The 12,297-nt window shown below is 66.1% G+C and carries 9 protein-coding genes; 7 read left to right on the forward strand and 2 right to left on the reverse strand.

Translation table 11 applies throughout. From position 1 onward, the window contains the following. Positions 1-12: 12 nt before the first annotated feature. Entirely contained in the window at positions 13-1,836 is a 1,824-nt protein-coding gene (locus DC366_RS10435) for a serine protease (RefSeq protein WP_108692145.1), read from the reverse strand. 236 nt (positions 1,837-2,072) lie between these two features. Between DC366_RS10435 and DC366_RS10440 the strand changes: the two genes are divergently transcribed. The 7 genes from DC366_RS10440 to folP all read left to right on the forward strand — a co-directional run bounded on the left by DC366_RS10440 (position 2,073) and on the right by folP (position 11,337). Next, on the forward strand, positions 2,073-3,002 hold the full coding sequence (locus DC366_RS10440; RefSeq protein ID WP_108692146.1) for a glycine--tRNA ligase subunit alpha: 930 nt from the start codon (positions 2,073-2,075) through the stop codon (positions 3,000-3,002). Further along, the gene (locus tag DC366_RS10445; protein ID WP_108692147.1) at positions 3,002-3,526 is read left to right on the forward strand and encodes a DUF6446 family protein; all 525 of its coding nucleotides are present in this window, start codon (positions 3,002-3,004) and stop codon (positions 3,524-3,526) included. The genes DC366_RS10440 and DC366_RS10445 overlap by 1 nt, the downstream gene beginning before the upstream one ends. A 3-nt stretch (positions 3,527-3,529) precedes the next feature. After that, positions 3,530-5,848, forward strand: a complete 2,319-nt coding sequence (gene glyS / locus DC366_RS10450; RefSeq protein WP_108692148.1) for a glycine--tRNA ligase subunit beta — start codon at positions 3,530-3,532, stop codon at positions 5,846-5,848. Positions 5,849-5,915: 67 nt separating this feature from the next. After that, a complete protein-coding gene (locus DC366_RS10455) occupies positions 5,916-8,486 on the forward strand; it encodes a putative PEP-binding protein (protein ID WP_207768695.1) in 2,571 nt (856 codons plus the stop codon). 177 nt (positions 8,487-8,663) lie between these two features. Then, positions 8,664-9,290 (forward strand): cell wall hydrolase, encoded by a 627-nt coding sequence (locus DC366_RS10460; protein ID WP_108692149.1) that lies wholly within the window; start codon positions 8,664-8,666, stop codon positions 9,288-9,290. Between the two features lie 99 nt (positions 9,291-9,389). After that, positions 9,390-10,322 (forward strand): dihydroneopterin aldolase, encoded by a 933-nt coding sequence (locus DC366_RS10465; protein ID WP_108692150.1) that lies wholly within the window; start codon positions 9,390-9,392, stop codon positions 10,320-10,322. A 1-nt stretch (position 10,323) separates the two neighbouring features. Then, a complete protein-coding gene (gene folP, locus DC366_RS10470; protein WP_108692151.1) occupies positions 10,324-11,337 on the forward strand; it encodes a dihydropteroate synthase in 1,014 nt (337 codons plus the stop codon). A gap of 8 nt (positions 11,338-11,345) precedes the next feature. On the opposite strand, the gene DC366_RS10475 is transcribed toward folP, so the two are convergent. After that, positions 11,346-12,272, reverse strand: a complete 927-nt coding sequence (locus DC366_RS10475) for a DMT family transporter (RefSeq protein WP_108692152.1) — start codon at positions 12,270-12,272, stop codon at positions 11,346-11,348. Between the last annotated feature and the right edge of the window lie 25 nt (positions 12,273-12,297).

Below are 12,297 nucleotides of genomic sequence, written 5' to 3' on the forward strand. Positions count from 1 at the left end.
GCCGAATTCGCATCACTCCCAGCAACTGACCAGAACGGTCATGCCGCTTGCGCGGTCGGCCATCTGCGCGGGCGCCAATGCGCCCCCCGTGCCCGATGCGGTGGCCACATTCATGCCCGCCTGCGCCAGCACACGGCCCAGCGCGCCGGCGCCCGCAACGAATGCCACATCGTCCGGCAGGTTGCGCGCGCCATCCTCGCGCGGCAACAGCATGCCCAGAACGGCGCCCGCCGGGTCCATCACCGGCCCGCCGACATCGCCCTCCAGCGCCGACATCTCCAGCCGGTTGATCCCGTCCTCGCCGTTCAGGCCGCGCACATCGGACAATGTCCCGAAGGTCAGCGACGGCGCGCCCAGAACACCGCCATAGGAATATCCGGCCAGCGTCACCTCGGACTGGATGCGCGGCGGCGACCGGCGCAGCGCCGCGACGCTGATCGGCGCCAGCGTGTCCCGGGGGCGCAGGATCGCAACGCCCAGATCCGCGTCCGTCGCGGCGATGTCCGCCTCGTGGCCGTCCTCGATGGTGATATGCCCGCAGCCATCGGCAATCTGCGACGTGGTGACGACCGTGCCGCGCCCGTCGATGTAAAAGCCCGAGCGCGTGTATTTCGGCTTGCGGATCTCCAGCCCGGAAATCAGGTCGATGCTTTGCGCATCATTATAGCCTGCGCCGGGGTCGAGCACCCCTTCGGTCCGGGTAAAGCTGCCCTCCATCAGCGCCAGAAGGCGCGTGCGCCGCTCCTCGTCGCCCGCGGGCCAGATCAGCGTGAAGCCCTTGATCTGCCCGTTCTCCAGACGTGCTTGCGTGTGCGAGACGATCCGCGCATTGGCGCCCGTCAGGGTAAAGCTGTTGCTGCCACGCTCGCGCGGGCCGTCCTGCGGGACGATTTCCAGCGTCTGCATGATGTCATAAAGACCAAACAGCGTGTCCTGCGTGCCTTCCTGGCTGATCATCAACACGCGCGCCGGAATGTCGCCCGTGGCATCGAAATGCACGAAAGGCGGCTCGTATTTGGCGAATTTCACGACGCCCAGCGGGATCTGCATGGCGATACCGGCCTTGGGGTCGGCGACGCGTTCCAGGCCCAGACCCTCCAGCACGGCGTTATACTGCTTCAGCAGGGCCGCACGTTGCATCGTCGTCAGGATGCCCGTGCTTTCATAGCCGTTCGCGCCCTGCCAGCTGGCCATGGACCGGCGCGTGCCGGCGCCGAATTGCGCATCGATACGGCCTTGGTAATGCCCGGCCCATTCCAGCGCGATCTGCAGGTCGGCCCGTTCGTCGCGGGTCAGCTGCGCCTCGCTTGCGCGGGCCTCGCGCGGGGTTTCGTCCATGATCTGCGGCTCCGGCTCTGGCTCCGGTGCGGGATCGCGCTGTGTCGTCAGGGCCTCGTTCAGCGCGTCGGCCAGGGTGGTGGTGCCCTGCGGCTCAGGGTCCGTCTGCTGCGCCCCGCCGCTGGCGGCCGGGCTGCCCGCGCCCAGCAGGTTGGCGCCCACAGGCCAGATCTGGCGCGCGTAATCGGCGCTTTCGGCGATATAGCTGTCGGCGGGTATGCGGCCATTCGCGCGCAGCGTGCGCAGCACATTCTCGGCCGTGACGGGGTCATACGGCCCCAGCGCCACGACGAACCAGCCCGATCCGTCCAGATCGAACCCGTTGACGTCCTGCAGCGACGCGGCGCGGCGGCGCAATGCCTCGTTGATGGCGGCAAGGTTCGGCTGCGCCTCGATCTGGACCCAAACCAGATTTCGGGCGTCGCCGGTCTGCTGCGCATTGGCCGCGCCCAAGCCCGCGACAATCACGAAAATTGCCGCCAGAAAAGTCCGTATCATTCTATCCGCTACCCTTGCATCATTACGCAAATTCCATTGCGTTTGCCGTGTTCTAGCAAAAAACCCGCAACATGCACCTAAAATATGCCCTTCTCGCGCGCCCCGCACGCATCCCGGCGGCGCGGGCACCGGCCAAATTAGCGCCGCCCGCCCGATTGACCCGTCGCGCGCCCCGCCGTAGGTAGGGGGCGATTTCAGGGGCGGCCTGCCCGATGACATCCTCAAAGAGGCCCCGCATGACCGCAACGACCGCCAAACCGCGCAGCTTTCAGGACATCATCCTGCGGCTGCAAAGCTATTGGGCCGCCCAGGGCTGCGCCATCATGCAGCCCTACGACATGGAGGTCGGCGCCGGCACGTTCCACCCCGCGACCACGCTGCGCAGCCTTGGCCCGCGCCCGTGGTCTGCGGCCTATGTGCAGCCCTCGCGCCGCCCCACCGACGGGCGCTATGGCGAGAACCCGAACCGTTTGCAGCATTACTACCAGTATCAGGTGCTGATCAAACCCAGCCCGCCGGAATTGCAGGCGCTCTATCTGGGCAGCCTTGAGGCCATCGGCATCGACATGGCCCTCCACGACATCCGCTTTGTCGAGGATGACTGGGAATCTCCCACGCTCGGCGCCTGGGGTCTGGGCTGGGAGGTCTGGTGCGACGGCATGGAAGTCAGCCAATTCACCTATTTCCAGCAGGTCGGCGGGCATGATTGCACGCCAGTATCGGGCGAATTGACCTACGGGCTGGAGCGTCTGGCGATGTATGTGCTGGGCGCGGGTCACGTCATGGACATGCCCTATAACGACCCCGCCGCGCCCATTCCGCTGACCTATGGCGACGTTTTTCGCCAGACCGAAGAAGAATTCAGCCGTTGGAATTTCGACATCGCCAACACCGAGGTTCTGCTGCGCCATTTCGAGGAGGCCGAGGCCGAGTGCCGCGCCATTCTGGACGCCCCCGAGGCCGACCCGAAAACCGGCAAGCGCATCGTCATGGCGCATCCGGCCTATGATCAATGCATCAAGGCCAGCCATATCTTCAACTTGCTGGACGCGCGCGGCGTCATCTCCGTGACCGAACGTCAGGCCTATATCGGACGCGTCCGCGCGCTGGCCAAGCAATGCGCCGATGCGTTCGTGCAGACCACCGCCGGGGGCCGGGCCGCGTAATGGGCAAGATCCTGACCATCATTCTGGCGGTTTGCGCCATCGGCGGCGGCATCTTGATGTATTACCAGCAGGTCTATGCCTATTACTACGAGGTGGAGCCGAACGGCACGAGTGACGTGCAAATGACCTCGCTTTCCAGCGGCGCGCCCGAAGCGGTGGAATATGACGCCTTTGAGGCGATCGACGCCGACAGCTCGCCCATCCGGTATCGTGCGTGCTTTACCACGCGGCTGAGCCTTGAGAGCGCCTCGGACGCCTATGTGGCCGACCAGACCGGCGTGCCATTGACCGCCCCCGGCTGGTTCGAGTGCTTTGACGCCAAGCAGATCGGCGCCGAGATCGAGGAAGGCCGTGCGCGGGCGTATCTGGGCACCGAAAACATACGATACGGCATCGACCGCGTGGTCGCCATTCACGAGGACGGGCGCGGCTGGGTCTGGGACCAGATCAACCGCTGCGGCGAGATCGTGTTTGACGGCCAGCCCGCCCCCGACGATTGCCCGCCAGCCCCCGAAGGATACTGAGCCATGCCCGATCTGCTGATCGAACTCTTCTCCGAGGAAATCCCGGCCCGGATGCAGGTCCGCGCGGCCGATGATCTGAAGGCCCGCGTGACGGACGGTCTGGTCGAGGCCGGGCTGACCTATGCAGGCGCCGCCGCCTTTTGCACACCGCGCCGCCTGACGCTGGCGATTGGCGGGCTGACCGCGTCCTCGCCCACCGTTCAGGAAGAGCGCAAGGGCCCCCGCACCGATGCGCCCGACAAGGCCATCGAGGGGTTTTTGCGCGGTGCGGGCGTGACCCGCGACGATCTGGAGATCCGCGACGAAAAGAAGGGGCAGGTCTATTACGCCCGCATCACCAAGGCCGGGCGGGGCGCCGATGCGATCGTCGCTGAGGTGCTGGACAGCGTCATCCGCAATTTCCCCTGGCCCAAATCCATGCGCTGGGGCGACGGTAGTCTGCGCTGGGTGCGCCCGCTGCATTCGATCCTGTGTATCCTCACCGATGACGCGGGCGAGGCGCAGGTCGTCGATCTGGACGTGGACGGCATCACCGCGGGCAACACGACCGAGGGCCATCGCTTCATGGCGCCGGGGCGGTTTGCCGTCACCGGCTTTGACGACTACTGCGCCAAGCTGAAGAAACGCTTTGTCGTGCTGGACGCCGCCGAGCGGGCCGATGCGATCTGGCAGGACGCGACCAATCAGGCGTTTGCCGCCGGGCTGGAAGTGGCCGAGGATCGCGGCCTGCTGGCCGAGGTGGCGGGGCTGGTCGAATGGCCGGTCGTTCTGATGGGCACGATTGACCAGACGTTTCTGGGCCTGCCGCCCGAGGTGCTGCAAACCTCGATGAAAGAGCATCAGAAGTTCTTTTCGGTGCGCAATCCGAAAACGGGCCGGATTGAACGTTTCATTACAGTGGCCAACCGCGAGACGGCGGACAATGGCGCGACCATTCTGGCGGGCAACCAGAAGGTGCTGTTCGCGCGGCTGTCGGATGCGAAATTCTTCTGGGAGAATGACCTGCGCATCGCCGAGGCGGGCGGGCAGGCGTGGCAGGACGCGCTGGCAAACGTCACCTTCCATAACAAGCTGGGGTCTCAGGCCGACCGCGTGAACCGCATCGCCGCACTGGCCCGCGAAATCGCGCCGGTGGTGGGGGCGGACCCCGATCTGGCCGAGCAGGCCGCGCGCTGGGCCAAGTCCGATCTGCCCTCGGAAATGGTCTATGAATTCCCCGAATTGCAGGGGCTGATGGGGCGCTATTATGCAGATGCCGCTGGCCTGCCCGCCGAAGTCGCCGCGGCTGCGCAAGAGCATTACGCGCCGCTGGGGCCGTCCGATGACGTGCCGACCGCGCCGGTCTCCGTGGCCGTGGCGCTGGCGGACAAGCTGGACATCCTGACGGGGTTCTGGGCGATTGACGAGAAGCCGACCGGCAGCAAGGATCCGTTTGCGCTGAGGAGGGCGGCGCTGGGGGTTATTCGGTTGGTGTTGGAGAATGAGCTTGGCCTTAGAGTTTCTGACAGGATTGAAGAAGGGTTCGAGTTCCATCGACAGCCTAGTCTTGAGACCACTAGAGAACAGATTTACCAAGAAATACTTAATGATTTTGACCGGGGGCAAGAAGTTGCAGAAGAGATTGCGCAGGCTCTTGGCAATCAGGCATTCGAGGAAATCGAGAAAATTAACTCTGCAGTTCCTTTGCAGCCATCCATAAAGGCACGACATATCAGCGACGCAGCACAGAGTATTGCTGACATGTACGTCAATCAACGAAGCGGCATAGAATGGCGGTCGATATTTGTTCCGGCCCGTGACGACCTCCTCTCCTTCTTCCACGACCGCCTCAAAGTCTACCTCAAGGACCAAGGCGTCCGCCATGACGTCATCGACGCCTGCATTGCCATGGAGGGCAATGACGACCTCGCACTGCTGGTCAAACGCGCCACGGCGCTCAGCGATTTCCTGAAGACCGAAGACGGGGAAAACCTGCTGCAGGGGTTCAAGCGGGCCAACAACATCCTGACGCAGGCCGAGGAAAACGACGGTGTCGAATACTCCTTTGGCGCCGATGCCAAATTCGCCGAGACGGGCGAGGAGCGTGCGCTGTTCGCCGCGCTGACGAAAGCCGAACCGCAGGTGGCTGCCGCGCTGAAATCCGAGGATTTCGCCGCCGTCATGTCCGCGCTGGCGGGGCTGCGCGCGCCCATCGACGCATTCTTCGAGGCGGTGCAGGTGAATTCGGACAACCAGATCGTCCGGCGCAACCGGCTGAATATGCTGGGCCAGATCCGCAAGATCGGGCTGGCGGCGGCGGACCTGACGCGCATCGAAGGCTGAGCCGGGCGCGCGGTTGACGTTGCGCCCGCGCCCCGCAGTTTTCCTTGCCATGCGCGCGATCACGCCTATGCTGCGCCCACACATGGAAGGCGCCGCAGTGCAGCATCGCGATACCGACATCACCCTCATCACCCCCGGTGCGCCGATCGGCGCGCATACGCATGGCGGGCGCGCGAAATGCCTGCAGCGATTGGCGCGGCTGAACCTGCCGGTGCCGCCCACCGTCGCGCTGTCCTTTCGCACGGTTCAGGCGATCGCGGCGGGCGACATGCCGGATCTGCGCGCGCTTTTGTCGATGCTGGGCGATACCGCGCTGCTTTGCGTGCGCCCGTCCTCGGAGGACAGCGATTGGGGCGGGCCGCGGGCGGTGCTGAATATCGGCATGTCGGATGCCATGTGCGCCGCGCTTGCCGAACGGATCGGCTCGGCCGCCGCCACGCGGCTTTATCTGCGCTTCGTCGAGAGCTATTCGATCCACGTGGCGCGGCTGGACCCGGACATGCTGGACGATATGCCCCATGCGCCCGAGGATGCGCTGGCCTTCGCGCTGCGCGTCTATCTGGACGAAACCGAGGAAGAGTTTCCCCAGGACCCCGCCGTGCAACTGGCCGAGGTGCTGCGCTCGATGGCGCGGGCCTGGGACGGCACGACCGCGCGCCTTCTGCGCCAGGCCAAGGGCGCGCCGGCGGATGCGGGGCTGGGCCTTGTGGTGCAGGAAATGGCCATCGGGCTGGGCAATGGCGAGTCGGGCAGCGGCGTCATGCAGCTGGTCAACAGCAAATCGGGCGCGCGCCAGATCACCGGCCGTTACCTGAGCCAAAGCCAGGGACGCGATGCGCTGAGCGATGCCAAGGGCGCGCTGTATCTGGAGCGCGATGCGCGCGGCCCTTCGCTGGAGGAGCTGGCGCCGGACGCGTTCGCCGAGCTGAAGTCGCATCTGTTCCTGATGCGGGAAAAGCTGCGCGAGGAAATGCAGGCCGAATTCACCATCGAGAATGGCAAGCTGCACCTGCTGGACGGCGTGCGCGTGGCGCGCAATGCTCGCGCCGCGGTCAGCATCGCGGTCGCCTTGGCCGAGGATGGCATCATCACCCGCGAAGAGGCGCTGATGCGGATCGAGCCGCGCGCCCTGAACGAGCTTTTGCACCGGCAGGTCGATCCCGAGGCCAGCCGCGACGTGCTGGCGCGCGGCGTCGCCGCCAGCCCCGGCGCCGCGACCGGCAAGATCGTGTTCTCCGCCGAAGCCTCGCAAAGCGCGGCTGCCCGCGGCGAGGCCTGCGTTCTGGTCCGGCGCGAGACCAGCCCCGAGGATATCCGCGGCATGCATGCCGCCGTGGCCGTTCTGACCGAGCGCGGCGGCATGACCAGCCACGCGGCCGTGATCGGGCGCGGCATCGGCCTGCCTTGCGTGGTCGGCGCATCCTCGATCCGGTTCCAGACATCGGCGCGCAAGCTGACGGCGCCGGATGGAAGGGTGCTGAAGGAGGGCGACCAGATCACCATCGACGGCACCAATGGCGAGGTTCTGTTCGGGCAGGCGCCGCTGCTGGATGCCGGCCATGATGACAGTTTTCAGGTGCTGATGGGCTGGGCCGACGATGTGCGCGACATTGCCGTGCGCGCCAATGCCGACACGCCCATGGACGCCAAGATGGCGCGCAATTTCAACGCCCATGGCATCGGCCTGTGCCGCACCGAGCATATGTTTTTCGAAGAAGGCCGCCTGCGCGTCATGCGCGAGATGATCTTTGCAGGCTCCAGCCCTGACCGCGCCGCGGCGCTGGAGCGGCTCTTGCCCATGCAGCGCGACGATTTCGCCGATCTGTTCCGCATCATGCAGGACCAACCTGTCTGCATCCGCCTGTTCGATCCGCCCTTGCATGAATTCCTGCCCTCCGACCGCGCCGGCCACCGCGCGCTGGCCGAGGCGCTGGATTTGCCGCTGAGCACCGTCACCCGGCGGGTCGAGGCGCTGTCGGAATATAACCCCATGTTGGGCATGCGCGGCGTGCGGCTGGGCATCACGGTGCCCGAAATCTACGAAATGCAGGTGCGCGCCATATTCGAGGCGACCATCAAGGTCGCGGGTGAGGGTGTGCAGATCGTGCCCGAAATCATGATCCCGCTGGTGTCTGCCAGCCGCGAGGTCGAGCTGGTCAAGGCGCGCGTCGATTCCGTCGCGGCCACGGTGCGCAGCCAGACCGGCCAGGATTTCGCCTATCTCCTTGGCGTGATGGTCGAAACGCCGCGCGCCGCGCTGCGCGCCGGGGACATCGCGCCGCAGGTGTCGTTCCTCAGCTTCGGCACCAACGATCTGACGCAGATGACTTACGGGCTCAGCCGCGACGACGCGGGCCGGTTCATGTCCGATTATGTCAAGCAGGGCGTTTACCCCGAGGATCCGTTTCACACACTGGATCTGGACGGCGTGGCTGAACTGCTGAGCATCGGCGCCGAGCGCGCGCGCGAAGCCAGCCCCGGCATCACCCTGTCGATCTGCGGTGAACATGGCGGCAACCCCGAATCGATAGCCTTCTGCCGGGCCGCGGGATTCGATTATGTGTCCTGTTCCCCCTTCCGCGTTCCGGTGGCGCGACTAGCTGCCGCACAGCTGGCGGTGAGGGACAAGATCGGCTGACCGCGCGCCGCCGCGCCACTATATGCAGGGTGCTTGCGCCCGGATTCGCGCGGCAGCCATAGGCGGAATACGTCACAAAATGGGCAGAAATCGGCACGGACTGGACGATACGGCACGAAAACTATATGTCGCCCTGATCCTGGGGGGCGTGGCCCCTCGCCATTCGCAGGTGGACACATGACGCGCCGTTTTCGCTGTATCGCATCTTCGCTCGCCCTGGCCGTGACCGCGGCGATGCCCGCAGGGGCCGACACCGCCATCACCAAGCTGCTGGGCCAGGAGCGGCGCGGCCTGAACGCCATGTCCCAGACGCGCGTTGCCAGCTATCTCAAGGCGCCGGCCGCGACGCTGGGATACACGCGCGAATGGCTCGATGCGCAAGGCCCCGCGAAGGGCGGCGACGATTGGCGCTGCCTGTCCGAGGCGCTGTATTTCGAGGCGCGCGGCGAGACCGTCAAAGGCCAGTTCGCGGTGGCCGAAGTGATTCTGAACCGCGTCGACAGCCCGCGCTATCCCAACACCGTCTGTGGCGTCATCCGGCAAGGCACGGGTCAGAAATACGCCTGCCAGTTCACCTATACCTGCGATGGCCGCGCCGAGGTCATCGCCGAGCCGCGCGCGTTCGAGCGTGTCGGCAAGATCGCCGATATCATGGTCAGCGGCGCCAGCCGCCCACTGACCGATGGCGCGACGCATTATCACACCAAATCCGTCAGCCCCGGATGGGCGCGCAGCTTCCCGCGCACGGCGACGATCGGCACCCATTATTTCTACAAGCAACCGACGCGCCTGTCGCAGAACTGACGCTCAGCACCGCTTTGCGGATTTGTGCAGCGCCCACCACCATGCTAAGCCGCCGCAGATGCGGAACCGTCCGCGCCGCGCAGTCATCAGGGGCACGCCATGAGCGATGAAATCTCACTGGCCTTCGGGCATCCGGACGCCCGTGCCGAGGCGACCGCGCCCGATGGTCCGCTGGACCGCATTTCGCTGCGCGATCACATCGTCGAGGTCGAGATCGGCGCCTTTCAGGCCGAGAGGGGCATCACGCAGCGGATCTGTTTCAACGTCGTGGTCGAGGTGCGCCCCGTGGCCGAGGATCTGGACGATGACGTTGACCGCATCCTCAGCTATGACCGCGTGACCGAGGCGATCGCCGCCGAACTGGCCGAGGAGCGTCTGAACCTTCTGGAAACGCTGGCCGAGAACGTGGCCGAACGGATCCTCGCCGAACCGCAGGCCGTGCGTGCTTTTGTGCGGATCGAAAAGCTGGATCGCGGCCCCGGTGCGCTGGGGGTCGAGATCGTCCGCTCGGTCGATGATCTGGCGACGAAACCCGCCGCGGCGCATGACGCGACCGCCCCGCGCCCGCATGTGGTGTATCTGAGCAACGCGGCGGTGAAATCGGCCAATCTCATCCGCTGGCTGGACCAGCTGGAGCAGCGGGCCGAGCCGGTGATCCTGTGTGTCGGGCGCGCCGATGTGATGCCGCCGCAGACCGGCCACCGCATGACCCAGCGCCGCGTTGATCTGCTGGCCATTGAGCAGAACGCATGGGTTCTGGCCGGACGCGACGACCGTTTTGTCGTGGTCGATACGCGGACCGAGCTGGACTGGGCCATGCGCCACGGCCGGATCAGCGTCTGGGCGCCGTCCAAGATCGTGCTGGACGCCGTCGACGGGCCGACCGTCGGACCGGACAAGCCTGTTGCATTGGCCGCGTGGTTCGCCGGGCATATGGACGCGTCCGATCTGCTGCTGATCGGCGAGGCGCCGCCCGAAAACGGGGCGCGCGTGCCGATCCTGACGCAGGACATCGCGCAATCGGGGCTGTAGGATGGGCCGCGTCTATTATCGCCCGATTGCGCAGACGGACCCCTGCCGCCCGGCGGGCGCGCTGCCGCTGGCGGGCGGCTGGACATGGTTCGACCGCGCCGAGCGGATCACGCGCGATGGCGCCGGCGACATTGTCCCGGCCAGCGACATCCCCGACGACATTCGCGCCCGGCTGACCGCGCCGCGCGCGCCGGTTGCGGGCCTTGTCATGGATGCACCGCGCGTCATGGGTATTCTCAACGTGACGCCCGACAGCTTTTCCGACGGCGGCAAGTTCAACGCGCCGCAGGCTGCGCTTGCCCAAGCGCATGCGATGGCGGGCGCAGGGGTGGACATGATCGACGTGGGCGGCGAATCCACGCGCCCCGGATCGCTGCCGGTCCCGGTGGAAGAGGAGATCGAGCGCACCGCGCCTGTCATCGCGGCCATCCGCGCAAGGCTTCAGACGCCGATGTCCATCGACACGCGCAAGGCCCCGGTGGCCCGCGCGGCGATGAAGGCGGGGGCGGATCTGGTCAACGATGTTTCGGGCTTTACCTATGATCCCGATCTGGCGCCGCTCTGCGCAGATGCGCGCGCGCCTGTCTGTGTGATGCACGCGCAGGGCGATCCACAGACGATGCAGGAAAATCCGGTCTATGACGACGTCACGCTGGATGTCTTCGATTTCCTCGCGGAGCGCGTCGATGCGCTGGTCGCGCAAGGGGTGGACCGGGCGCGGATCATCGTCGATCCCGGTATCGGCTTTGGCAAGACGCAGGCGCATAACCTGACGCTGCTGAGTCGGCTCAGCATCTTTCACGGCCTCGGCTGTCCTGTCCTTCTGGGCGCGTCGCGCAAGAAGTTCATCGGCACCATCGGCGCGGCGCCGGAGGCCGCGGCGCGCATGCCCGGCTCGGTCGCCGTGGCGCTGGCGGGCATCGCGCAGGGCGTGCAGATCATCCGCGCGCATGACGTGGCCGCGACACGCTCGGCCATCGCGTTATGGCAGGCGGCGACGTCGGGGCGCGCCTGACGCTCGCCTCAGGCCCGGCGGCGGCCTGAGAACAGACGCCGCAGCGCGCTTGCCTGGCTGAGCGCGAGACCAAAGAGGATCAGCAGCAGCGCCCAATAGATATTCGGCGGCAGCTCTTCGCCCAGAAACGCGATGCCCAGCATCATTGACCACAGCGGCACTTGGTAGTTCAGCAATGACATGAAGACAGGCCCGGCGCTGCGAATGACCTTGACCAGCAGCAGTTGCGCCATGCCGGTGGGCAGCGTGCCAAGATAGAGCAGCGCCAGCAGGCTGGTGGCGGGCACGCTGGCGGGGATGCCATCAACCGCCAGCGCATAAGGCACGAACAGCACCGCGCCGATGGTCAGCGCGGCGGCTGCCAGGGATATCATGTCCACGTCAGGGCACAGCCGCGTGAGAATGGCGCCGATGGCATAGCAGAACGCGGCCGCGATACAGCCTATGCGCGCCGTCAGCTCGAATTCGGCCCCGGTGGCCGCAAAGGCCGAGGGGCCGATCAGCACGATGACCCCCGCCGTGCCGATCATGAAGCCGATGAGCCGCCGCAGGTTCATCCGCTCGCCCGGCACCAGGAAATGCGCGAGCGGCAGGATCAGGAGCGGCACCACCGCCATGCAGACCCCGGCAAAGCCCGACGCAACGAACTGCTGGCTCCAGCTGAGCAGGAAGAACGGCAAGGCGTTGGTAAAGATCCCCATGCCAAGCGCAAAGGCCCAGACGATTCCCGCCCTCTTGCCGCGCATCGGCGGCAGGCCGGTGCCGCGCGCATAGGCGATGCCCAGCAGCAGCGCCGCGCCAAGACCGAGGCGCGCGGCAACCACGAGCCGCGGGCCGACCCCCTCCAGCGCCAGCTTGGTGAACATGAACGCAGCGCCCAGCATGGCGCCCAATATGAATAGGCGGACCCAGTTGATCGGGCTGATGGGTGTCATGGCGGATGCCTTGCTCGGACATGAA

Source organism: Pelagivirga sediminicola, assembly GCF_003072125.1.
GTDB classification, from domain to species: domain Bacteria; phylum Pseudomonadota; class Alphaproteobacteria; order Rhodobacterales; family Rhodobacteraceae; genus Roseovarius; species Roseovarius sediminicola.

Coding starts and splice junctions, on each gene's coding strand:
- DC366_RS10435 (WP_108692145.1), bottom strand. CDS start 1,836: ATGATACGGACTTTTCTGGCGGCAATTTTCGTGATTGTCGCGGGCTTG.
- DC366_RS10440 (WP_108692146.1), top strand. CDS start 2,073: ATGACCGCAACGACCGCCAAACCGCGCAGCTTTCAGGACATCATCCTG.
- DC366_RS10445 (WP_108692147.1), top strand. CDS start 3,002: ATGGGCAAGATCCTGACCATCATTCTGGCGGTTTGCGCCATCGGCGGC.
- glyS (WP_108692148.1), top strand. CDS start 3,530: ATGCCCGATCTGCTGATCGAACTCTTCTCCGAGGAAATCCCGGCCCGG.
- DC366_RS10455 (WP_207768695.1), top strand. CDS start 5,916: ATGCTGCGCCCACACATGGAAGGCGCCGCAGTGCAGCATCGCGATACC.
- DC366_RS10460 (WP_108692149.1), top strand. CDS start 8,664: ATGACGCGCCGTTTTCGCTGTATCGCATCTTCGCTCGCCCTGGCCGTG.
- DC366_RS10465 (WP_108692150.1), top strand. CDS start 9,390: ATGAGCGATGAAATCTCACTGGCCTTCGGGCATCCGGACGCCCGTGCC.
- folP (WP_108692151.1), top strand. CDS start 10,324: ATGGGCCGCGTCTATTATCGCCCGATTGCGCAGACGGACCCCTGCCGC.
- DC366_RS10475 (WP_108692152.1), bottom strand. CDS start 12,272: ATGACACCCATCAGCCCGATCAACTGGGTCCGCCTATTCATATTGGGC.